General features: G+C 53.7%; 22 protein-coding genes. 12 read left to right on the top strand and 10 right to left on the bottom strand.

What is annotated here, in order from left to right; translation table 11 throughout:
- Window positions 1-68 precede the first annotated feature (68 nt).
- Entirely contained in the window at window positions 69-1,556 is a 1,488-nt protein-coding gene (locus AC0XWG_RS10305) for a UxaA family hydrolase (RefSeq protein ID WP_128348167.1), read from the bottom strand.
- Between the two features lie 17 nt (window positions 1,557-1,573).
- The gene (gene uxaC / locus AC0XWG_RS10300; RefSeq protein ID WP_475680557.1) at window positions 1,574-2,986 is read right to left on the bottom strand and encodes a glucuronate isomerase; all 1,413 of its coding nucleotides are present in this window, start codon (window positions 2,984-2,986) and stop codon (window positions 1,574-1,576) included.
- Between the two features lie 477 nt (window positions 2,987-3,463).
- On the opposite strand from uxaC, the gene AC0XWG_RS10295 reads away from it, so the two are divergent.
- From AC0XWG_RS10295 to AC0XWG_RS10245, 11 genes are all read left to right on the top strand, one after another.
- Window positions 3,464-4,762 (top strand): MFS transporter, encoded by a 1,299-nt coding sequence (locus AC0XWG_RS10295; RefSeq protein ID WP_028017103.1) that lies wholly within the window; start codon window positions 3,464-3,466, stop codon window positions 4,760-4,762.
- A gap of 117 nt (window positions 4,763-4,879) precedes the next feature.
- Window positions 4,880-5,656, top strand: a complete 777-nt coding sequence (gene exuR / locus AC0XWG_RS10290; RefSeq protein ID WP_028017102.1) for a transcriptional regulator ExuR — start codon at window positions 4,880-4,882, stop codon at window positions 5,654-5,656.
- A gap of 343 nt (window positions 5,657-5,999) precedes the next feature.
- A complete protein-coding gene (gene yqjA, locus AC0XWG_RS10285) occupies window positions 6,000-6,662 on the top strand; it encodes a DedA family general envelope maintenance protein YqjA (protein WP_028017101.1) in 663 nt (220 codons plus the stop codon).
- A gap of 2 nt (window positions 6,663-6,664) precedes the next feature.
- A complete protein-coding gene (mzrA, locus tag AC0XWG_RS10280; RefSeq protein WP_028017100.1) occupies window positions 6,665-7,048 on the top strand; it encodes an EnvZ/OmpR regulon moderator MzrA in 384 nt (127 codons plus the stop codon).
- Between the two features lie 143 nt (window positions 7,049-7,191).
- Window positions 7,192-7,560 (top strand): DUF1090 domain-containing protein, encoded by a 369-nt coding sequence (locus AC0XWG_RS10275; protein WP_028017099.1) that lies wholly within the window; start codon window positions 7,192-7,194, stop codon window positions 7,558-7,560.
- A gap of 29 nt (window positions 7,561-7,589) precedes the next feature.
- On the top strand, window positions 7,590-7,895 hold the full coding sequence (locus tag AC0XWG_RS10270) for an ElaB/YgaM/YqjD family protein (RefSeq protein WP_028017098.1): 306 nt from the start codon (window positions 7,590-7,592) through the stop codon (window positions 7,893-7,895).
- Between the two features lie 2 nt (window positions 7,896-7,897).
- Window positions 7,898-8,296: a phage holin family protein gene (locus AC0XWG_RS10265; RefSeq protein ID WP_128348169.1), complete on the top strand. Its 399-nt coding sequence runs from the start codon at window positions 7,898-7,900 to the stop codon at window positions 8,294-8,296.
- On the top strand, window positions 8,293-8,589 hold the full coding sequence (locus AC0XWG_RS10260) for a YqjK-like family protein (RefSeq protein WP_028017096.1): 297 nt from the start codon (window positions 8,293-8,295) through the stop codon (window positions 8,587-8,589). Before AC0XWG_RS10265 ends, AC0XWG_RS10260 begins: the two co-directional genes overlap by 4 nt.
- Window positions 8,590-8,792: 203 nt before the next feature.
- Window positions 8,793-9,185, top strand: a complete 393-nt coding sequence (locus AC0XWG_RS10255; RefSeq protein ID WP_023309292.1) for a DoxX family protein — start codon at window positions 8,793-8,795, stop codon at window positions 9,183-9,185.
- 74 nt (window positions 9,186-9,259) lie between these two features.
- A complete protein-coding gene (locus tag AC0XWG_RS10250; protein WP_028017094.1) occupies window positions 9,260-10,246 on the top strand; it encodes a glutathione S-transferase family protein in 987 nt (328 codons plus the stop codon).
- Between the two features lie 107 nt (window positions 10,247-10,353).
- The gene (locus tag AC0XWG_RS10245; RefSeq protein ID WP_028017093.1) at window positions 10,354-10,719 is read left to right on the top strand and encodes a DUF805 domain-containing protein; all 366 of its coding nucleotides are present in this window, start codon (window positions 10,354-10,356) and stop codon (window positions 10,717-10,719) included.
- Between the two features lie 41 nt (window positions 10,720-10,760).
- Here AC0XWG_RS10245 and AC0XWG_RS10240 read toward each other — a convergent pair whose 3' ends face one another.
- The gene (locus AC0XWG_RS10240) at window positions 10,761-11,663 is read right to left on the bottom strand and encodes a LysR family transcriptional regulator (protein ID WP_028017092.1); all 903 of its coding nucleotides are present in this window, start codon (window positions 11,661-11,663) and stop codon (window positions 10,761-10,763) included.
- Window positions 11,664-11,767: 104 nt separating this feature from the next.
- Between AC0XWG_RS10240 and AC0XWG_RS10235 the strand changes: the two genes are divergently transcribed.
- Complete coding sequence (locus AC0XWG_RS10235; protein WP_028017091.1) at window positions 11,768-12,469, top strand: pirin family protein; 702 nt, start codon at window positions 11,768-11,770, stop codon at window positions 12,467-12,469.
- A 32-nt stretch (window positions 12,470-12,501) separates the two neighbouring features.
- Here AC0XWG_RS10235 and AC0XWG_RS10230 read toward each other — a convergent pair whose 3' ends face one another.
- The 7 genes from AC0XWG_RS10230 to tdcB all read right to left on the bottom strand — a co-directional run bounded on the left by AC0XWG_RS10230 (window position 12,502) and on the right by tdcB (window position 21,862).
- A complete protein-coding gene (locus AC0XWG_RS10230) occupies window positions 12,502-13,806 on the bottom strand; it encodes an L-cysteine desulfidase family protein (protein ID WP_128348170.1) in 1,305 nt (434 codons plus the stop codon).
- A 20-nt stretch (window positions 13,807-13,826) separates the two neighbouring features.
- Window positions 13,827-15,158, bottom strand: a complete 1,332-nt coding sequence (locus tag AC0XWG_RS10225) for an SLC5/6 family protein (protein ID WP_475680556.1) — start codon at window positions 15,156-15,158, stop codon at window positions 13,827-13,829.
- Window positions 15,159-15,419: 261 nt separating this feature from the next.
- Window positions 15,420-15,830 (bottom strand): Spy/CpxP family protein refolding chaperone, encoded by a 411-nt coding sequence (locus AC0XWG_RS10220; protein ID WP_049007632.1) that lies wholly within the window; start codon window positions 15,828-15,830, stop codon window positions 15,420-15,422.
- A gap of 152 nt (window positions 15,831-15,982) precedes the next feature.
- Window positions 15,983-18,277: a formate C-acetyltransferase gene (gene pflB, locus AC0XWG_RS10215; RefSeq protein ID WP_128348171.1), complete on the bottom strand. Its 2,295-nt coding sequence runs from the start codon at window positions 18,275-18,277 to the stop codon at window positions 15,983-15,985.
- A gap of 15 nt (window positions 18,278-18,292) precedes the next feature.
- Window positions 18,293-19,501, bottom strand: coding sequence for a propionate kinase (gene tdcD, locus AC0XWG_RS10210; protein WP_475680555.1), 1,209 nt, complete (start codon window positions 19,499-19,501; stop codon window positions 18,293-18,295).
- A 30-nt stretch (window positions 19,502-19,531) separates the two neighbouring features.
- Window positions 19,532-20,863, bottom strand: a complete 1,332-nt coding sequence (tdcC, locus tag AC0XWG_RS10205) for a threonine/serine transporter TdcC (protein WP_028017082.1) — start codon at window positions 20,861-20,863, stop codon at window positions 19,532-19,534.
- A 9-nt stretch (window positions 20,864-20,872) separates the two neighbouring features.
- Complete coding sequence (tdcB, locus tag AC0XWG_RS10200) at window positions 20,873-21,862, bottom strand: bifunctional threonine ammonia-lyase/L-serine ammonia-lyase TdcB (RefSeq protein ID WP_475680554.1); 990 nt, start codon at window positions 21,860-21,862, stop codon at window positions 20,873-20,875.
- Window positions 21,863-21,940: the final 78 nt, after the last annotated feature.

Below are 21,940 nucleotides of genomic sequence, written 5' to 3'. Positions count from 1 at the left end.
GGCTACGCCTTACCGGGCCTACAAGGTTCAGTAGGTCGGGTAAGCGTTAGCGCCACCCGACAATACACTTACAGCGTCACACCACTCTTAAAGATCGCCAGCTCGCGGAAATCGTTCTTCTCGTTGCAGGTCTGCTTGCCGTTGGCAAACTCCACGATTGTATCCACAAACTCCGTCAGCAATGACGACATCGCTTTGCCGTGAATGAGCTGACCGGCATCAAAGTCGATCCAGTGCTTTTTCTTTGCTGCCAGCTCGCTGTTGGTGGCGATTTTCACTGTTGGCACAAAACCACCGTATGGCGTACCTCGGCCCGTACTGAACAGCACCATATGACAGCCAGCCCCGGCCAGCGCACTGGTTGCCACGGCATCGTTACCCGGTGCACTCAGCAGGTTTAGGCCGTGCGTTTTCAGCCGCTCACCGTAACGCAGAACGTCCACCACCTGGCTGGCCCCCGCTTTCTGGGTGCAGCCGAGAGATTTTTCTTCCAGCGTGGTGATACCACCCGCTTTGTTACCCGGCGACGGGTTCTCATAAATCGGCTGGTTGTGGGCGATGAAGTACTGTTTAAAGTCATTCACCATGGTGACGGTTTTTTCAAACGTCTCTTCGTCGCGGCAGTGGCTCATCAAAATACGTTCCGCGCCGAACATTTCCGGCACTTCGGTCAGTACCGTCGTGCCGCCGTTGTCGATCACGTAATCCGAGAAGCGGCCCAGCATCGGATTAGCGGTGATACCAGACAGGCCATCAGACCCGCCGCACTCCAGACCAAACTTCAGCTCGCTCAACTTGCCCGGCTCGCGTTTGTCGTGGCGCATCACCTCATACAGCTGGTGGAGTTGCTCAATACCCGCTTCCACTTCGTCATCCTGGTGCTGGCATACCATAAAATGTACGCGCTCAGGGTCAAACACGCCCAGCGTGTCACGGAAGGCATCGACCTGATTGTTTTCGCACCCCAGACCGATCACCAGCACCGCACCGGCATTCGGATGGCGCACCATATTTTGCAGCATGGTGCGCGTGTTGATATGGTCGTCGCCGAGCTGTGAGCAGCCGTAAGTATGGCTGAACAGATGTACGCCATCGGTGCCTTCAGCATTATTGGTCTCTTTCAGAAAGCGGGTCTGAATTTGACGTGCAATCCCATTCACGCAACCGACGGTAGGGAGGATCCACAGCTCATTGCGGATCCCCACTTCACCACTGGTGCGACGGTAGATCTGCACTTCACGATCCGCCGCCTGACTCTCTTTCGCGGGTAAATCAGGTTGATAGCTGTACTCGTCCAGATCGCTCAGATTAGTACGGGTATTGTGAGAATGAATGTATTCACCCGGCACAATATCCGCGAGCGCATGACCAATCGGCAAACCATACTTCACCACGTTCTCCCCTTTAGCGATGGGGGTCAGGGCAAATTTATGTCCGCGTCCAATGGCCTGGCGTAACGTGACCGACTGATTATCAAAAGTGACTTTCGTCCCCTCGGTCAGATCTGCCAGCGCTACGGCAACGTTATCCAGCGAATGGATTTTGATGTATTGCATATCAACCTCAAACAGCCTTAGTTCAGTTCAATGGCGAAGTAGTCACGCGCATTGTTAAAGCAGATGTTTCTCACCATTTCACCCAGCAACTGGATATCTGCCGGCGCTTCGCCTGCGTGAACCCAGCGACCAATCATCTGGCACAGAATGCGGCGGAAATATTCATGACGGGTATAGGAGAGGAAGCTGCGGCTGTCGGTCAGCATGCCAACAAAGCGGCTTAACAGGCCAAGCTGCGCCAGCTGCGTCATCTGACGCTCCATGCCATCTTTCTGGTCGTTGAACCACCAGCCGGAGCCGAACTGCATCTTGCCCGGCATCCCTTCCCCCTGGAAGTTGCCGACCATGGTGCCCAACACTTCGTTATCGCGCGGGTTCAGGCAGTAGAGAATGGTTTTTGGCAGCAGGTTTTGTTCGTTCTGCTTGCTCAGCAACTTAGACAGCTCTTCTGCCAGCGGACGATCGTTGATGGAGTCGAAGCCCACATCCGCGCCCAGCAGCTTGAACTGGCGCTGGTTATTATTACGCAGTGCACCAATGTGGTACTGCTGTACCCAGCCGCGACGGGCATATTCTGCGCCGAGGAATACCAGTACCGCCGTTTTGAACTGAGCAACCTGGTGTTCGTTCAGGGATTCACCGGACAAGCGACGTGCCAGGATGCTATCCAGCTCGGCTTCGTTTGATTCCGCAAACAGCACGACGTCCAGCGCGTGGTCAGAGACTTTACAGCCGTGCGCGGCAAAGTGGTCCAGACGTTTGGTCAGCGCGGTTTGCAGGTCTGCGAAACGACGAATGTCGGTATCAGAGACTTCCGCCAGCTTCGCCATGTAGTCGGTGAAGGTGGTCTGCTCGATGTTGAAGGCTTTATCCGGACGCCAGCTTGGCAGCACTTTGATATCAAACGCAGTGTCTTTGGCGATCGCGGCGTGGTGCTCCAGGGAGTCAATCGGATCGTCGGTCGTACCCACCATCTTCACGTTCATCTGCTTCATGATACCGCGCGCAGAAAATTGCTCCTGCGCCAGCAGCGCGTTGCACTGATTCCAGATTTCATCCGCCGTTGTCGGGGAAAGCAGCTTACCCGTAATGCCAAATGGACGACGCAGTTCAAGGTGCGTCCAGTGATATAGCGGGTTGCCGATGGTATGCGGAACCGCCGCTGCCCATGCGTCAAACTTCTCACGGTCAGTCGCATCGCCAGTACACAGACGTTCAGCCACACCATTGGTACGCATCGCGCGCCATTTGTAGTGGTCACCTTTCAGCCAGATGTCATACAGATTTTTGAAACGGTAATTTTCGGCAACCTGCTGCGGGGGCAAATGGCAGTGGTAGTCGAAAATTGGCTGGTCTTTTGCGTAGTCGTGGTACAGGCGGCGGGCAAATTCAGTATCTAACAGAAAATCTTCGGTCATAAACGGCGTCATTATCGTCTTCCTCGTAACGGGAGCGTCAGAAAGCGTATGTTCATATGCTGCAAAGTTATCACACCAATTTCCATCGACCGAAGCTTTTTTCGTGAGTGAGATCAATAAACGTCAACAAATAAATTACCCTATATGGAGTAAACCCTTCTCCAGGCCGCGCCAGAACTAGCTTTGCACGCAACAGATAATGTCCCTACAAAGAATCATACATTTGTGATGTCACTCACCTTTTGAAGTTGTATGACAAGTTATCTTTTTCGCCGTCGCAAACACTCAGCCGACGGAATGCATTACCGATGTGAGAGGCATCGGGTTTAACGGTACGGATACCGACTTATGCACGCTTACTTATGGCAAGGTTCGGGCCGTTCCGGGACATTCTCCCGGCTACGCCCCTCCCGTTACACAACTGCTCCCGGAAACGGTTGAGACGTTGCCGTGCTCTGGCGCGGAAATAACATAACGATGAGGTTTTAGATGCGTAAAATTAAAGGGTTACGTTGGTATATGATCGCACTGGTGACGTTAGGCACCGTGCTGGGCTACCTGACGCGTAACACCGTGGCAGCTGCAGCGCCAACGTTGATGGAAGAGCTGCATATCTCCACGCAGCAATACTCCTACATCATTGCCGCCTATTCCGCGGCTTATACCATCATGCAGCCTGTTGCTGGCTATGTGCTGGATATTCTCGGTACCAAAATCGGTTATGCCTTCTTCGCTATCGCCTGGGCGGTGTTCTGCGGTGCAACCGCGCTGGCAGGCAGTTGGGGCGGTTTGGCAGTAGCGCGTGGTGCGGTCGGTGCGGCAGAAGCCGCGATGATCCCCGCTGGGCTGAAAGCCAGCTCCGAGTGGTTCCCGGCGAAAGAGCGTTCCATTGCAGTCGGTTACTTCAACGTGGGCTCGTCCATCGGTGCGATGATTGCGCCACCGCTGGTGGTGTGGGCTATCGTGATGCACAGCTGGCAAATGGCGTTCATCATTTCTGGCGTGCTGAGTTTTGCCTGGGCAATGGCGTGGCTGGTTTTCTATAAGCATCCGCGCGATCAGAAAAAACTGTCTGAAGAAGAGCGTGACTACATTATTGGTGGTCAGGAAGCGCAGCATCAGACCAACAACGGCAAAAAAATGTCTGTCTGGCAGATCCTGGGCACCCGCCAGTTCTGGGGTATCGCCCTGCCACGTTTCCTGGCTGAACCGGCCTGGGGGACCTTTAACGCGTGGATCCCGCTGTTCATGTTCAAAGTCTACGGCTTTAACCTGAAAGAGATCGCGATGTTCGCCTGGATGCCGATGCTGTTTGCTGACCTGGGCTGTATCGTGGGGGGTTACCTGCCACCGCTGTTCCAGCGCTGGTTTGGCGTGAACCTGATTGTTTCCCGTAAAATGGTCGTGACCATGGGTGCGCTGCTGATGATTGGCCCGGGCATGATCGGTCTGTTCACCAGCCCATATGTGGCTATCGCCCTGCTGTGCATTGGTGGTTTTGCTCACCAGTCACTGTCCGGTGCGCTGATTACGCTTTCCTCTGACGTCTTCGGTCGTAACGAAGTCGCTACAGCAAACGGCCTGACCGGTATGGCAGCCTGGACCGCAAGTACGATGTTCGCACTGGTGGTGGGTGCGCTGGCAGATACCATCGGCTTCAGCCCGCTGTTCGCCGTACTGGCTATTTTCGACCTGATGGGGGCGGTGGTTATCTGGACGGTGCTGAAAAGTAAGTCAGCCGAGGAGCTGGCGAAAGAGTCCCTTGGGAATCCGGCAACACAAAGTTAGTAAAAAATCTCACATCAAAGAAGCCGCCTTCGGGCGGCTTTTTTCATGGCGAAATCTGGAGACTGGCACGTAAAAGTGGTATAACAAATCATCCGCCGTACCCTGCCTGGAGCGCATATGGAAATCACCGAACCACGTCGTTTATATCAGCAACTTGCTGCCGAGCTGAAAGATCGTATCGAGCAAGGTGTCTATCTTGTCGGTGATAAACTCCCCGCCGAGCGCTTCATTGCTGATGAAAAAAGCGTGAGCCGTACCGTTGTCCGCGAAGCGATTATCATGCTGGAAGTGGAAGGCTACGTTGAGGTACGCAAAGGCTCCGGCATTCACGTGATTTCTAATCAGCCGAAACACTCTCCGGTCGCAGACGAAAGTCTGGAGTTCGCCAGCTATGGTCCGTTTGAGCTGCTCCAGGCTCGCCAACTGATCGAAAGCAATATTGCGGAATTCGCCGCGACGCAGGTGACCAAGCAGGACATCATGAAATTGATGGAAATCCAGGAGAATGCCCGTAAGGAAAAATGTTTCCGGGATTCAGAGTGGGATCTGCAATTCCACGTTCAGGTCGCCCTGGCAACTCAAAATACGGCGCTGGCGGCAATCGTTGAGAAAATGTGGACTCAGCGTGTTCACAACCCGTACTGGAAGAAACTTCACGACCATATTGATTCCCGCACTGTCGACAACTGGTGTGACGATCACGATCAAATCCTTAAGGCGCTGATTCGTAAAGACCCGCATGCCGCTAAACTGGCGATGTGGCAGCACCTGGAAAACACGAAGCTGATGCTGTTCAATGAAACCAGCGACGACTTTGAATTTAACGCTGACCGCTATCTTTTTGCCGATAATCCCGTCGTTCATCTCGATACGGCATCCAGTGCCGCAAAATAGATCACCTTTTCGCTGGCAGGCGCTTCGTTGCGCCTTCCGGCTTACGTGGGTAAGCAAAACATATATAGTGTCAGCCTTTGTAAATCCCCTCGCTCACTTCCTGGGCTTGCGCCAAAATCATCCCACCCCGCAAATTCTGTGACGCAGACCGTTGGGCTTTGTTACAATTGGATTCAATTCCTTATTTTGTAAGTTAGTGCTTGCTAACCAGCCAATTAACAGGGAACAGTGTTGGCCACACCGCAATGTGTCCGCGAGCGACCATAATGAAATCACTACAATGTCGCCGTGCTGTTTGTCCCGGATAACAGGCGTGACGTTAACCGATTTCCAGGAACACTGAATGGAACTTTTGACCCAACTACTGCATGCCCTCTGGGCACAGGATTTTGAAACGCTGGCCAACCCTTCCATGATTGGCATGCTCTATTTCGTCTTGTTTATGATCCTGTTCCTTGAGAACGGTTTACTGCCTGCCGCCTTTTTACCCGGTGACAGCTTGCTGGTGCTTGTCGGCGTGCTGTGCGCCAAAGGGGCAATGGCGTTTCCACAAACTATTTTACTCCTGACCGTCGCCGCAAGCCTCGGCTGCTGGGTGAGTTACATCCAGGGACGATGGCTGGGCAATACCAGGCTCGTGCAGAACTGGCTCTCTCATCTTCCTGCCCATTATCACCAGCGAGCGCACCACCTTTTCCATAAGCACGGGCTCTCCGCGCTGCTGATTGGCCGCTTTATCGCCTTTGTACGCACTCTGTTGCCAACCATTGCAGGTCTTTCCGGATTGAGCAGCACACGCTTCCAGTTCTTTAACTGGATGAGCGGTCTGCTATGGGTTCTGATCCTGACAACGCTGGGTTATGCTCTGGGTAAAACCCCCGTCTTCATGAAGTATGAAGATCAGCTGATGTCGTGCCTGATGCTGCTGCCCGTTGTTTTGCTGGTCTTCGGTCTGATTGGTTCACTGGTTGTCCTGTGGAAGAAAAAATACGGAGCCAGGAGCTAACAATGGTTATCTCCGCGCTCTCCCTGCGTCGTTGTGCATACGCCCTGATCGCCCTGGTGCTTATTAGTGCCATGCTTCTGGTCTGGAGCGCGCTTTCGCATCAGGAGTCTACGCTGGCCATTCGTCCGGTCAATCAGGGTGCCAGTGTGCCAGACGGTTTTTCCGTCTGGCATCATCTGGATGCGAACGGGATCCGCTTCAAGAGCATCACACCGAAGGATGATGTTTTACTGATCACGTTTGATTCTCGTGCGCAAAGTGCCGCCGCAAAAGTGGTTCTCGACCGAACGCTGCCGCAAGGATATATCATTGCCCAGCAGGAAGATGACAGCCAGCCTACAGCCTGGTTATCATTGATTCGTGATACGTCGCATCGGCTTGGATAATTTCCAGGATTCCGAATCTTTTCACTCACTTTGGTGAATCCCCCGTTTACTTACTATGCTTAAGTACGCGGAGCACCCCTCAAATGTACTCCGCATAACTTTGGATAGCGGCTTTCGCCGCAACACAATGGAAGGTTTCGATAATGAAATTCCGCATGACTCTGGCTCTGGCCCTTTTTTCTTTAAGCACAGCATCCTTCGCAAACGCTCTCTGCCAGGAGAAAGAACAGGATATTCAGCGTGAGATCGGTTATGCCGAAAAGCATAACAATCACCATCGTGTTGAGGGTCTTAAAAAAGCGCTGAGCGAAGTGAAAGCGAACTGTTCAGACAGCAAGCTACGTGCCGATCACCAGAAAAAAATCGCTGAACAGAAGGACGAGATAGCCGAGCGCCGTCGCGACCTGCAGGAAGCGAAAGAGAAAGGGGATGCGGAAAAAATTGCTAAGCGCGAGAAGAAGTTGAAAGAAGCGCAGGATGACCTGAAAGCGCTGGAAGCTCGCGATTATTGAGTTAACGGAAATCTCAACAGGAGAAAATCATGTCAAAAGATACGACGTCTGAAAATCTGCGCGCTGAACTGAAATCCCTGGCCGACACTCTGGAAGAGGTGCTGAACTCCTCCGCCGATAAATCCAAGGAAGAAGTGAGCAAACTGCGTAGCAAAGCGGAACAAGCCCTGAAAGAGAGCCGCCATCGTCTGGGTGAAACGGGTGATGCGCTGGCGAAGCAAACCCGCGAAGCCGCTGCTCGTGCTGATGAATATGTTCGGGATAATCCCTGGACAGGCGTAGGTATTGGTGCCGCGGTAGGTGTGGTGCTGGGTGTCCTGCTCACGCGTCGTTGATTATGGAAGATCCTCGTCACGCACAAGGGCCTGCTAAAAACGTCCTCGGCATCGGCCAGCGTATTTTAACCACGCTGGTCGCCATCGCCGAAACCCGCATCCGACTGGCCGTCGTTGAGCTGGAAGAGGAGAAAGCAAACCTCTTCCAGATGCTGCTGATGCTCGGGCTGACCATGCTCTTCGCTGCGTTCGGCCTGATGAGCCTGATGGTACTCATCATCTGGGCCATTGACTCGCAGTATCGTCTTAACGCGATGATTGCCACCACCGTCGTCCTGCTGCTGGCAGCGTTGATTGGCGGGGTATGGACACTGCGTAAAGCACGCAAATCCACTTTCCTGCGTCATACGCGCCAGGAGCTGGCTAACGATCGCACCCTGCTGGAGGATGATAAGCCGTGAGCGACAAAGCCGAGCGCCAGAAACGTAAAGCGTTTCTGTTAAGCCAGATCCAGCAGCAGAGGCTGGATCTGTCAGCCAGCCGCCGCGACTGGCTCGAGGCAACGCGTCCGCTCGATCGTGGCTGGAATACCTTCCTGAACGTTCGTTCCTGGGCGCTGGTCGGCACCAGCATTATGGCTATCTGGGGCGTTCGTCACCCAAGTAAGCTCATTCGCTGGACGCGTCGGGGCTTTGGAGTCTGGAGCGCCTGGCGTCTGGTGAAAGCAACGCTGCGCCAGCAGCAGTTGCGGTAGCCTTCTCGCCGGGTGGCGCTGCGCCACCCGGCAAAATCCCCCTCCCTTCCTCAATATCTTTGAAAAAGATTGACAGTTTTCCTTGCTAACAATTACCACCCGCCCCGTTTATTATCCTCTCCATCGACAGCAACGCCGCGGTATCTACGCGGAATTGCAGACAAATAATGTTCAGCCGCTCATGTGGTTTCCTGGAGAGTAAAATGAAAAAATTAGAAGATGTTGGTGTACTGGTCGCACGTATTCTGATGCCAATTCTGTTCATCGTTGCAGGTTGGGGCAAAATCACCGGTTATGCGGGTACCCAGCAGTATATGGAAGCCATGGGCGTGCCGGGGTTCCTGCTGCCACTGACCATTTTGCTTGAGTTCGGCGGCGGTCTGGCAGTGCTGTTCGGCTTCCTGACCCGTACCACCGCGTTGTTTACCGCAGGCTTTACCGTGCTGACAGCGTTTATCTTCCACAGCAACTTTGCGGAAGGCGTGAACTCTCTGATGTTCATGAAAAACCTGACCATCGCGGGTGGCTTCCTGCTGCTGGCCGTCACTGGCCCGGGCGCATACAGCATCGACCGCGTTCTGAACAAGAAATGGTAAGCACACGCTATACTGAATGAACACAAAGCGAGGAGATATCTCCTCGCTTTTGCTATCTGACGGAGGAGAAAAAAATGGGACAACTCGTAGACGGCATCTGGCAGGATGTCTGGTATGACACCAAATCTACCGGAGGCCGCTTCAAGCGCTCAGTTTCCGCCTTCCGTAACTGGCTGACTGCCGATGGTGCCCCAGGCCCGAGCGGCGAAGGCGGTTTTGCGGCCGAGAAAGATCGTTACCATCTTTATGTTTCACTCGCCTGTCCGTGGGCACACCGCACGCTGATTGTACGCAAGCTTAAAGGCCTTGAGTCTTTAATTCCCGTTTCGGTGGTGAACCCGCTGATGCTGGAAAATGGCTGGACGTTTGACGCCGATTTCCCTGCAGCAACGGGGGACGATCTCTATCACCACGATTTCCTGTACCAACTGTATCTGCGTGCCGATCCGCACTACACCGGGCGCGTTACCGTTCCGGTATTGTGGGACAAGAAAAACCAGACAATCGTCAGCAATGAGTCTGCGGAGATTATCCGCATGTTCAACACCGCGTTTGATGCCCATGGCGCTCGCGCCGGAGATTATTACCCGGTTGAACTGCGTGAGAAAATTGATGAGCTGAACAGCTGGATTTACGACAACGTCAATAACGGTGTCTACAAGGCCGGTTTTGCCACCAGCCAGGAAGCGTATGACGAAGCGGTCGGGAAAGTGTTTGAATCGCTGGCGCGTCTGGAACAACTGCTCGGCCAGCATCGCTACCTGACAGGCAACCAACTGACGGAAGCGGATATTCGTCTGTGGACTACCCTCGTGCGCTTTGATCCGGTGTATGTCACCCACTTTAAATGCGACAAGCACCGCATCAGTGACTACCTGAACCTGTATGGTTTTCTGCGTGACATCTACCAGACACCGGGTATTGCCGAAACGGTCGATTTTGACCACATTCGCACCCACTACTACCGCAGCCATAAGACCATCAACCCAACGGGCATTATCTCCATTGGCCCGTGGCAGGATCTGAATGAGCCGCACGGTCGTGACGTCCGTTTCCGCTAAATATTAGGGGCATCAATAGATGCCCTTTTTTAATTCACAATCTCCATCTATCCTTATCTCGATCGCTTAGAAAACAAGTGATTGACCGATTACAGAGGCAGGGAAAAATGGACTGGTATTTAAAAGTACTGCGTAACTACATTGGATTTGGTGGCCGTGCGCGCCGTAAAGAGTACTGGATGTTCGTTCTGGTGAACTTCATCCTCATCCTGGTGCTGGGGATTGTGGATAAAATTCTGGGTTGGGAGCGGGCAAGCGGGGAAGGTGTTCTCACCTCCATTTACGGCATATTTATTCTGTTGCCCTCCTGGGCCGTACAGTTCCGCCGACTACACGATACCGATCGTTCAGCGTGGTGGTTACTGCTGCTGTTGATCCCGGTTGTGGGCTGGATTGTCATCTTGATCTTCAACTGTCAGAGCGGCACGCCAGGCGAAAACCGCTTTGGTGCCGACCCTAAACTCAATGCCTGATTCAATGCCCGGTGGCGCTTGCGCTTACCGGGCCTACAGATCTATTTATTATAATGAGCGAAAAGCTTCGGGATTTCGCGTAAACACCATGATTTGGCTTCGCCCATGCTATCGCGACGCCACGCCATAATGATATCCACCTCGTGGCTATATTCCGGGCTGACAACGCGCAGCCGACCTTCTGCAATGTCTTTTTCGACAAACGGGTACGGCATGGTCGCCACGCCCAGGCCAGCCAGCAGCGCCTGCCGTTTATCTTCCAGTGAAGTCACCGTCAAACGAGGTTGTTTATCCAGCAGTTGCACCGTTAGCACCGGACGTTCACGTGCGGTATCCGCTACCGCCACGCCGCGATACTTCACGCGCGTCACTTCAGAGAGCGGCTCAGGCTCCTGATGGATCGGGTGATTGGGTGCAGCGACATAGACGTTCATCACGCTGTAGAGCTTGCGGGAGTTGATTTCCGACGAGGAACGGAAGTGCATGTCCGGGGCAATGACGATATCCGCCCTGCCCGTCTCCAGACGCTCCCAGGCACCTGCCAGTACCTCAGTAATGATCGACAGTTGGGTATTCGCCTTATCTGCGAGGCGGTCCACCAGCGGAAACAGTGCTTCGGTGGGTACCAGTGCTTCGGTGACCAGCGTCAGATGGGTTTCCCAGCCTCGTGCCAGTGCTTCGGCATCCGTCGTCAGCTTGTCCGCCGCTTCCAGCAGGACGCGACCGCGCTCCAGCAGCATCCGCCCAACGTTGGTGAATTTTGTTCGATGACCGGAGCGGTCAAACAGCACCACGTCCAGCTCTTCCTCCAGCTTCTGCATGGTGTAGCTTAGCGCAGACGGAACGCGCCCCAGTTCATCTGCCGCCGCCGCAAAACTGCCACGTCGGTCAATCGCGTCCATGACGCGAAGCGCCTCAAGCGTCAATGCTCTCTCTTTAGCCATCTCGTTCTCATTCAGGAAATTTGAACATACCCGGCAGAATATCTGGCTAACAATGAAGCGTCCATACCTTTACCATTGTTTTAGTGTAAAGAGAGGTCAAGTTTATGATTACGACAAGAACAGCTAAACAGTGCGGACAAGCCGATTTCGGTTGGCTGCAGGCCCGCTACACCTTTTCCTTTGGACACTACTTTGACCCGAAACTCCTCGGTTACGCTTCATTGCGCGTGTTAAATCAGGAAGTGCTCGCCCCGGGCGCCTCCTTCCAGCCGCGTACGTATCCGAAAGTCGATATCCTGAACCTGATCCTGGAAGGCGAGGCAGAATACCGCGATAGCGAGGGCAATCATGTCCAGGCAAAGGCTGGCGAAGCGTTGTTGATTTCCACGCAGCCAGGCATCAGCTACAGCGAGCATAACCTCAGCAAAGAGAAGACGCTGACCCGTATGCAACTCTGGCTCGATGCCTGTCCGGAGCGGGAAAATCCACCGGTACAGAAGGTTGACCTGACGGGCGATAAGCAGCAGCTGATTGCCTCCCCGGACGGTAGCAAAGGCAGCCTGCAACTGCGCCAGCAGGTATGGCTGCATCACATTGAACTGAAGAAAGGCGAACAGGCAAGCTTCCAGCTTCATGGCCCGCGCGCCTATCTGCAGTCAATTCACGGCACGGTGCATGCGGTGACGCACACGGAAGAGAAAGAAGCGCTCACCTGTGGTGACGGGGCGTTTATTCGTGATGAAGCGAATATCACACTGGTTGCTGATACACCACTGCGCGCGTTGTTGATTGATTTGCCGGTGTAATATATTCCCCCTCTGAAGAGAGGGGGAAAAATTCACGACACTTTGCTCGCCATAATCTCAATAATTTGCTGATCCGTTGCCTGCATTGAGCGGCACGCCAGCGCGCACAAGTTCGCTATTGACTGCTCTACATCGTGCGCCACGATCCCTTCATTTCCCGTCACAGCAGAATCATCCAGCGCCATCATCACCGCTTTCCAGCTACTTGCCACGCTGGTAGAAACCTTCATGGCGCAGCTGTTAGACGCCCCATCGCAGATCATCCCGCTGACGTCACCGATCATACTGCCAATCGCCATTGAGATAGTCTGGTAGCTTCCGCCCAACAGCCAGGCCATTCCTGCCGCAGCCCCCATCGCTGCCGTGGTAGCCGCACACAGTGCCGACAAACGTGGAAGCTGGGAATGAATGTAGATTGCCGAAAGATGTGACAACATCAGGGCTCGTGCGAGTCGTTCGTCATCAGCCTGAACGTGTTCAGCGACGACCACTACCGGCAGGGTAGCAGTGATCCCCTGATTCCCGGATCCTGAATTGCTCATCGCAGGTAGCGTCGCACCGCCCATCCTGGCGTCGGATGCCGCGCTGGTGCGGATAACAATGTCCGACCCCAGATCCTGCGCCATCCACCCACGCGAGCGCTGTTTATTGAGTGTTGCGCCAATGTGCAGCCCCCACTTCCCGCTGAGCCCTTCACGGGAGAGGGCATCATTCAACTTTCCGGCCTCCAGGATAAAACGGATAGCCTCAAACGGAACGTGTTCTACAAACTCAAGGATCTGCGACAGCGTAGTGTTTGACAGCACCGCCAGCGGATCGTCACTCACTTCGCCTTGCCGATCGTCAAGCGCAAAGCGCGTTGTCCCCTGGCAAACCACCTCCACTACTCGCGTATGTCCACCAGCGATAGTCACCATTGCCGAGGAATTCCCGGCGTAAACGCAGGCTCTGGAGTAAAGAATTTCATCGCACGGCGCCTGCAGTTTCACCTGCACCTGACCTGCATCCAGCAGAGCTTTAGCACGTGACAGCGCATCGGCAGTGACATCTTTCAACACCTCCAGCCCGGCCTGCGCGTTACCACCAATGGCCCCCAGTGCGGCCGCAATGGGTAACCCGACCATGCCGGTGCCCGGCACCGTCACGCCAAGCCCGTTTTTCATCAGATTCGGTGATACCCACGCCTCAATCTGCGTGACGTCACCCGGCAGATGCGCCGCAGCAATCGCGCAGGCCAACGCCAGAGACACCGGTTCGGTACACCCAAGTGCAGGTTTAACTTCTTCCTGCACCGTGCGAATAAATTGCTTCCATAAAGTTTGACTTTGCTCAGACATCGTTACGACCTTATTTACCCTCAGGAGAATGCGAGGAAAGGAGAAACACAAAGCAGCAACCCGGTGATGACAATGATCACCAGCGATACGCCTTTATATTTGTGCAGCGCCGGGACTTTGTAGACCAGCCATGCAGGGATTAGGCAGCCCACCATGCCGAAGATGGGGCTACAAATAGAGGTGAAACTCAGCACCGGCGCGTTTAATACAATTGCGCTCCAGGCCAGCAGGATGGCGAACAGCATAATGCCGCGCTGAACGTGGTTTTCATTGATTTTTTCTGCCGGTAATTTGCGGCGCAGGATGTTCATCACGATACCCTGCGTAGCCTCGCGAAAACCGAGATAGACCCCGAAGAATGCGGTCATTACGGCAAAGATATTCAGGATCACGCTGACAATCTTGACCCAGCCTGCACCATCACCACTGATAAACTGCGCCGCGATCGCCAGGGCAGAAATATTCTGTTCGTAAGCTTTTACCGCCTCATCGTGGCCCATTGCCAGCGTGAAGGAGACAGCATAGAAAAAGACCGTCACAAACAGCACGCCAAAAGCAATATTCATTGCCCGTAATGCTTTGTGCCGCGCCACTTCAACCGATTTTTCCCGTGAACGATAGGAGATGACCATCGGACTTAAGGTCTGAATAAAGAGAATGGATGTTAGGGTAAAAGGCAGCGTAATAATGGCGTTTTTAATCAGCAGGCCCATTGGTGGCAGCATGCCGACATTGGCTAAATGCCAAAGACCCATCATTGACAGCCCCAGCGCGGTAACCACGAATAATTTGGTCAGCACCATCAGGCTGGATACTTTAAACAGCAGTTGTTCACCGCGCGACGAAATGGCGACCAGAATGCAGATCAGGAATAAACCATAGAACGGGTTTTCCGAAAGCAGAGTGTCTGTGACACCAAAGGTATGTAAATACGAGGCGCTGTCGTTGGTGATGGCCGTGGAATAGACAAACATCCAGATCACCAGCATCACGAAATAGAGCGCGCCTAATAAGATGCCCCAGTTTTTACCTAAATAACCGCTAATGACGCTCGGGTAATCTTTGCATTCCGGGGATTCGGCCAGCGTATTAATAAACAGACGCTGGAACAGATACATGGCCGGATAACCAATAATCGAGGAAAGTAAAAAGACCCACAGCCCCATTAATCCTACCTGTACCGGGAGAAAAACAATCCCCGCACCGATAGCCATCCCGATACTCATGATGACCCAACCTGTGTCGGTGCTGTCGAATTTAATCGCCTCTTGCCATTCGCTTTCACGCATTCCCGCCCGTCTTGCCGCCGGGGAATCATTTACAATCACACTGCTGTTTGTTGCCGTATCCATTGGGCACTCGCTTATTTTGTAGGGTAAACAGTTGTTTTTATAGGATTCCGATCGCCAGCGATTGCGATTCAGACAGCTGCAGGTGTGTGTTATTGGTGTGGGAAGATCATATCTGGAGAGGGGGAGAAAAAAGTCACAAGTTTTGTGAGGATTTACTGAGTCGAAAGGAAAATTTACTCCTCAATTAAGAGAAAGGTCATTAATTTTCTAAAAGTGATGACGATCAAGAAATAAAAACCCGCGCAAGGCGCGGGTACGAAATCAGTTTGCCAGCGCATTCGCCATATCGGTCCTAATCTGCTTACGCTGTTCCGGCGTCAGAACCTGGCTGACATCGAAGTAATATTTCACGCGATAGTAACGGGTCTGCTCTTCAATTTTGCTGAAGGCAGCAAGCTGACTTTTCACCGTGTTTTCATCCCATTTTCCTGCCTGGAACATATCAATTAGCGCCCGATCCTTTACGCCGGTCATTGGGATCTTGCTAACATTTTGTTCCAGCTGATTATGCAGACCTTCAATCTTCTTAACCTGCTCATTGCTGAGCTTAAGGTGTTGTACCAGTGGATCCTGTGACGGTGATGGAGCGGCTTCCACGTTAGCGGCCTGCGCCGTAAAACTGCATGCTGCCAGCGATACTGCAACCAAAGCAATACGGGTCATTTTCATCATCTTACTGTCCTTACATTCTGTTATAGGGAAAAGCAGGAGCATTGTTTTTCAAGAGCGGATGAATATGTGTGAATAATTATATAAACAATTTTGTATGTTTAGCGGGCAAAAAAATGCCCCCTGTCAGGAAGGGGGCATGAAGGCTCATTTCGTCAGATTGACTGAGTGAACGTTCGCGAAATCACATCCTGCTGCTGCTCACGCGTCAGCGCATTAAAGCGCACCGCATACCCTGAAACGCGAATCGTCAGGTTTGGGTAATTCTCCGGATGCGCAATGGCATCCAGGAGCATTTCCCGGTTCATGACGTTGACGTTCAGATGCTGTCCGCCTTCGATAGCCGCTTCGTGGTGGAAGTAGCCGTCCAGTAGCCCCACCAGGTTGGTTTTGCGCACCAGTTCGTCCTTACCCAACGCCTGCGGCACAATCGAGAAGGTATAGGAGATGCCGTCTTTCGCATAGGTGAACGGTAGCTTGGCAACCGACGTCAGCGAGGCCACCGCCCCTTTTCTGTCGCGGCCGTGCATCGGGTTCGCGCCTGGGGCAAACGGCGTGCCGCCGCGGCGTCCGTCCGGCGTGTTCCCGGTCTTCTGGCCGTACACCACGTTAGAAGTGATGGTGAGGATCGACTGGGTCGGTACTGCATTTCGGTAGGTTGGCAGCGCCTGAATTTTTTTCATAAAGCGCTCGACCAGATCGCAGGCAATACTGTCCACGCGGTCGTCATTGTTGCCGTACTGCGGGTAATCACCTTCAATCACGAAATCAACCGCCAGACCGGTATGGTCACGCACCGGTTTCACCGCGGCATATTTAATGGCCGACAGGGAGTCCGCCGCTACCGACAGGCCGGCAATGCCGCAGGCCATGGTGCGGTATACGTCCCGGTCGTGTAGCGCCATCAGCGAGGCTTCGTAGCTGTACTTATCATGCATGTAGTGAATGAGATTCAGCGCGCTGATGTACTGCACCGCCAGCCAGTCCATAAAGTGATCGAGGCTCGCCATCACGGTATCGTAATCCAACACTTCATCCAGCAACGGCTCGGTTTTCGGGCCCACCTGGATCTTCAGTTTCTCATCCATCCCGCCGTTGATTGCGTACAGCAGCGTTTTCGCCAGGTTGGCGCGGGCGCCAAAGAACTGCATCTGCTTGCCGATCACCATCGGACTGACGCAGCAGGCTATCGCGTAGTCGTCACTGTTGAAGTCGGCCCGCATCAGGTCGTCGTTCTCATACTGCAGCGACGAGGTGACGATCGACACCTGCGCGGCATATTTCTTGAACGCAATCGGCAGTTTTTCAGACCAGAGGATCGTCAGGTTTGGCTCCGGCGCTGGTCCCATGGTGTGCAGGGTGTGTAAATAGCGGAAGCTGTTTTTGGTCACCAGCGTGCGCCCATCCAGCCCCATGCCGCCGATCACTTCCGTCGCCCAGATCGGATCGCCGGAGAAGAGCGTATCGAACTCCGGCGTACGCAGGAAACGCACCATGCGGATCTTCATAATGAAGTGGTCGATCAACTCCTGTGCCTGGACCTCATTCAGACGCCCGGCCTGCATGTCACGTTCAATATAAATATCGAGGAACGAGGCCGTACGCCCCAGCGACATCGCCCCGCCATTTTGAGATTTCACCGCCGCCAGGTAGGCAAAGTAGACCCATTGCACCGCTTCCTGGGCATTCATCGCCGGACGAGAAATATCAAAGCCATAGTTCGCCGCCATCTGCTGGATCTGCAGCAGCGCACGCTTGTGTTCCGCCAGCTCTTCGCGCAGGCGGATCGTCGCCTCCAGATCTTCGCCGCGCTCCAGCCTACCCTGCAGATCCGCAAACTGAAGTTCGCGCTCGCGCACCAGATAAGCGATCCCGTACAGCGCCACGCGGCGGTAATCGCCGATGATGCGTCCGCGTCCGTAGCCGTCCGGCAAACCGGTCAACACGCCGGACTTACGGCAGCGCATCATCTCCGGCGAATAGACGTCAAACACCCCCTGGTTATGGGTTTTACGCAGGTCGGTAAACAGGTATTCAAACTGCGGATCCATTTCGCGGCCATAGGCTTCGAACGAGCTGCGGATCATGTTGATCCCGCCATACGGATGCAGGGCGCGTTTGAGCGGTTTGTCAGTCTGCAGGCCGACAATGGTCTCCAGATCCTGGTCGATATATCCAGGCCCATGCGCGGTAATTGTGGTGGCGATGTTAGTATCAAAATCCACCGGGGCATGGGTGGCATTCTCCAGGCGAATGCCGACCATTACCTTCTGCCAGAGCGCCGTCGTTGCAGGCGTCGCCTGCGCGAGGAAAGCTTCATCGCCTTCATAAGGGGTGTAGTTATGCTGAATAAAATCGCGCACGTTGACGGCGTTTTTCCATTCTTCACCGCGAAACCCGGCCCATGCGTCGCTGTATGGCGCGACGCCTGTATCAATTGTTACTTTCATTTGATTCTCGCTTTATCAGGCGTAAGCCGCAGCCGGAGTCACCTTCCCAAGACGGAGGGCATCCAGCGCGATCATTTTTTCTTCGTTGGTAGGGATCACCGCGCAGACCACGCGGGACGAATCAGTGCTAATGACGCGCTCACCCGCACTGCCCGGCAGGGCGTTTTTAGCCTCATCGAGGGTGATACCGAAGACCTTGAGATGGTCAGCCACCAGCGTACGGATGAGCCTGGAGTTCTCGCCAATACCGCCGGTGAACACCACGCCATCCAGACGATGCAGCGACGCTGCGTGACCCGCGATATGCCGCGCGATGCGGTGTACAAAAGTGTGTATTGCCAGTTGCGCCCGTTCATTGCCCTCGTGCCAGGCTTTTTCCAGCGCCCGCAGATCTGAGGAAATCCCGGAGATCCCCAGCAGACCGGACTCTTTGTTTACCACCCGCTCCAGATCCTCGAATGACTGACCTGTCTGCTGGGCAATCCACGCCATTGCGCCAAAATCCACATCGCCACAGCGCGTGCCCATCACCAGCCCCTCAAGCGGCGTCATCCCCATCGAGGTATCGACGCTTTCACCGTTGCGCACCGCGCAGATGGACGCCCCGTTGCCGAGATGGGCAATCACCAGGCCGCTGTCATCGGGGGACAGCCCGAGAAGCGTATGTGCCTGCCCGGCCACATAGCGATGAGAAGTGCCGTGGAAGCCGTAGCGACGCACGCCCAGCGCTTCAAAATAGCGGTACGGCAAACCATACAGATAGGCCTGCGGCGGCAGCGTCTGATGGAAGCTGGTATCGAACACTGCAACCTGCTGTATACCTGGGAACAGGCGCTCAGCGGCTTCTACACCGCTGAGATTGGCGTAGTTATGCAGTGGTGCCAGGGGAGAAACCTGACGGATCTGTTCAATCACCTTATCCGTAATCAGGGTCGACTCGCTGAAGAGGTCGCCGCCATGAGCAATACGATGGCCAATCAAGGCCACGCTGCTCATCAGGTCACGCTTCTCCAGTTCCAGGGCGATGGCAGCCAACGCCCCTTCGTAGTCATGGTGAGCCAGTGTGGTTGGCTCACCCCCATTCACGGAAATAAAGGTTTTTTCAGTGTTGATGCCGTCTGCAATCCCCGTCATCAGGGCATCGCAACTGCTGGCATCGAGCACCGAAAACTTAACAGAGGACGAACCGCAGTTAATAACCAGTACAACCGGAAACTCAATCATGGTGTTACTCCGCTCTTCCTGAGCAATGATTTAGAACAGTTTGTAAACGATATTCAGAATGGTCAGCAGGCCAACAACCGTAACGAAGATGTTCTCGGGTCTGCCCTTAAATTTCGCCATAGCCGGTGCTTTGCGGATGGCATACATCGGCAACAGACACAGCAGAGAGGCGATGATTGGCGCACCCATGGCTTCGATAAGGTCGAGAATGTTCGGGTTGGCGTAAGCCACAACCCAGGTGGAGCCCATGATGAATACCATGCTGATGGTGTTCAGCTTGCCTACAGAGACTTTCTTCTTATCACCCTTGTAACCAAACTTGAGGATCAGACCGTTCAGCCCTTCCAGCGTGCCCAGATAGTGACCGAAGAAAGATTTGAAGATAGCGACCAGCGCAATGATGGAAGCACCGTATTCCAGCACCGTAGCAAACGTCGATTTGGTTCCCGACATGGAGGCGAAGTGGTTCGCCAGGTATGAAAGCACCGGAATGTTCTGCGCTTTGGCATCCGCCATGTTCTGCGGAGAGAGCGTAAACAGGCAGCTAAAGGCGAAGAACATCACCACGGCGACCATCAGCATGCTGGCGCGACCGATGATTTTGGAGCATTTCTGCTCGGTAAATTCTTTACCGAACTCAGGTTCGTACTCTTCGCGTTTGGAAACCACGAATGAGGAGACAATCGGCGAGAAGTTAAAGGAGAAGACCATGATGGAGATCCCCAGCCACACCGTGACCAGAATGCCGTCATGCCCGGTGAAAGCAATATCGCTCAGGTTGACCTGGTCGATTACCGCTGAGTTCCAGTAAGGGATCAGCGACAGGGAGATCAGCACCAGACTGGCGATAAACGGGAACACCAGGAAGCTCATGACCTTCACCATCAGGTCTTTACCGAACCAGATAACAAAGGCCATCAACAGCAGCAGAAACAGCGCCACCACGCCGCGGTTAAGCGCAGGTAGCTGGAGCTGGTTTTCCCAGAAAGTCATAAAGGTGTTAGTAATGGTGACACCGTAAATCCACAGCAGCGGGCAAATGGCGAAGAAGTAAAGGAAAGTGATGACCACCCCGCCAGTCTTACCGAAATGCTCTTCCACCGTTTCGGTGATGTTGCCGGAGACGTTGCTGCCGGACAGACAGAGACGCGCCAGCGCGCGGTGGCAGTAAAACGCAATCGGGAACGCAAGAACCAGCATCAGCAGGATGGGGATCAACCCACCAAAGCCTGCGCGGATAGGGAAGAACAGCACGCCTGCGCCAATAGCGGTACCAAACAGGCCCAGGGTCCAGGTGGTATCAGACTTACGCCAGGAGGACGTCTTTGTCTGACCAACGATAATGCTTTCTGTGTTGCTCATAGGTCACCTTTATGCGTCAACGAAGCCGGTAATTTGGGAAACACGAGAGAGGTCGATATTGCCGCCGGAGATAATGCAGACGGTTTTACGACCCTGAATATAGTGGTCAAGTTTGCCGCTTAATAACGCGGCACAGGCCAGCGCGCCTGCGCCTTCCGTCACCACTTTATTTCGCTGAATAAGGGCTATCATGCTGTTACGAATATCATCTTCACTGACCAGCACAATGTCATCGACTAATTCACGAACAATTTCGAAGGTTAATTTACCCGGGCGAGAAACATCGCAACCGTCGGCTAATGTACCGGTGACGCGATGATTTATAATCTCTCCGGCCTGCCAGGAGGCCGCCATTCCGTGAACGTTTTCAGACTGTACGCCGATAATATTAATCGTCGGATTGATGGATTTAATCGCTGTCGCAATCCCGGCAATTAATCCGCCGCCGCCAATAGGAACAATCACGTTATCCACGTCGTACAAATCTTCGAGAATTTCCAGGCCGATGGTGCCCTGGCCGGCAATCACTTTCGGATCGTCGTAAGGCGGAATAAAAATACGCCCTTCCATCTCAACGATCTCACTGACTTTAGCGATGGTGTCGTTGAAATTATCACCTTGCAGCACGACTTCCGCAGAGTAGTCGCGCGTCGCGGCCACTTTGGATTTCGGCGCGCCCATTGGCATCACAACTTTGCCGTCGATGCCGAGCATGGCGCAGGAAAGAGATACCCCCTGTGCATGGTTTCCCGCGGAGCAGGCAACAACCCCTTTGCGTTTTTCAGCGTCAGTCAATGAGCTTAGTTTGTTAAACGCGCCGCGGATCTTAAACGAACCGGTACGCTGCATGTTCTCAAACTTCAGGAATATTTCGCCCTTACAACGTTCACTGAGATAATTCGAACGCGGCATGCCAGTTTTATATATTTTACCTGCCAGTCGTTTTCTGGCGTCCTGAATATCTTCAATGGTTACCGGGAGATCGTAGGTAATGTGCATAATATCCTCGTTGTAATAATTCATTCTTTTCGGGCAAAGTCAGGGTATCAGAGTATGAATAAAACAAACTCTGGGTGC

It is taken from the genome of Enterobacter sp. DVT3837 (assembly GCF_056238685.1).
This window is presented reverse-complemented; position numbering and strand designations above follow the sequence as displayed.

Coding starts and splice junctions, on each gene's coding strand:
- AC0XWG_RS10240 (WP_028017092.1), bottom strand. CDS start 11,663: ATGGCTAAAGAGAGAGCATTGACGCTTGAGGCGCTTCGCGTCATGGAC.
- yqjA (WP_028017101.1), top strand. CDS start 6,000: ATGGAACTTTTGACCCAACTACTGCATGCCCTCTGGGCACAGGATTTT.
- AC0XWG_RS10265 (WP_128348169.1), top strand. CDS start 7,898: ATGGAAGATCCTCGTCACGCACAAGGGCCTGCTAAAAACGTCCTCGGC.
- AC0XWG_RS10305 (WP_128348167.1), bottom strand. CDS start 1,556: ATGCAATACATCAAAATCCATTCGCTGGATAACGTTGCCGTAGCGCTG.
- exuR (WP_028017102.1), top strand. CDS start 4,880: ATGGAAATCACCGAACCACGTCGTTTATATCAGCAACTTGCTGCCGAG.
- AC0XWG_RS10255 (WP_023309292.1), top strand. CDS start 8,793: ATGAAAAAATTAGAAGATGTTGGTGTACTGGTCGCACGTATTCTGATG.
- tdcD (WP_475680555.1), bottom strand. CDS start 19,501: ATGATTGAGTTTCCGGTTGTACTGGTTATTAACTGCGGTTCGTCCTCT.
- tdcB (WP_475680554.1), bottom strand. CDS start 21,862: ATGCACATTACCTACGATCTCCCGGTAACCATTGAAGATATTCAGGAC.
- AC0XWG_RS10295 (WP_028017103.1), top strand. CDS start 3,464: ATGCGTAAAATTAAAGGGTTACGTTGGTATATGATCGCACTGGTGACG.
- AC0XWG_RS10275 (WP_028017099.1), top strand. CDS start 7,192: ATGAAATTCCGCATGACTCTGGCTCTGGCCCTTTTTTCTTTAAGCACA.
- AC0XWG_RS10230 (WP_128348170.1), bottom strand. CDS start 13,806: ATGTCTGAGCAAAGTCAAACTTTATGGAAGCAATTTATTCGCACGGTG.
- uxaC (WP_475680557.1), bottom strand. CDS start 2,986: ATGACGCCGTTTATGACCGAAGATTTTCTGTTAGATACTGAATTTGCC.
- AC0XWG_RS10225 (WP_475680556.1), bottom strand. CDS start 15,158: ATGGATACGGCAACAAACAGCAGTGTGATTGTAAATGATTCCCCGGCG.
- AC0XWG_RS10235 (WP_028017091.1), top strand. CDS start 11,768: ATGATTACGACAAGAACAGCTAAACAGTGCGGACAAGCCGATTTCGGT.
- AC0XWG_RS10270 (WP_028017098.1), top strand. CDS start 7,590: ATGTCAAAAGATACGACGTCTGAAAATCTGCGCGCTGAACTGAAATCC.
- AC0XWG_RS10245 (WP_028017093.1), top strand. CDS start 10,354: ATGGACTGGTATTTAAAAGTACTGCGTAACTACATTGGATTTGGTGGC.
- tdcC (WP_028017082.1), bottom strand. CDS start 20,863: ATGAGCAACACAGAAAGCATTATCGTTGGTCAGACAAAGACGTCCTCC.
- AC0XWG_RS10250 (WP_028017094.1), top strand. CDS start 9,260: ATGGGACAACTCGTAGACGGCATCTGGCAGGATGTCTGGTATGACACC.
- mzrA (WP_028017100.1), top strand. CDS start 6,665: ATGGTTATCTCCGCGCTCTCCCTGCGTCGTTGTGCATACGCCCTGATC.
- pflB (WP_128348171.1), bottom strand. CDS start 18,277: ATGAAAGTAACAATTGATACAGGCGTCGCGCCATACAGCGACGCATGG.
- AC0XWG_RS10220 (WP_049007632.1), bottom strand. CDS start 15,830: ATGATGAAAATGACCCGTATTGCTTTGGTTGCAGTATCGCTGGCAGCA.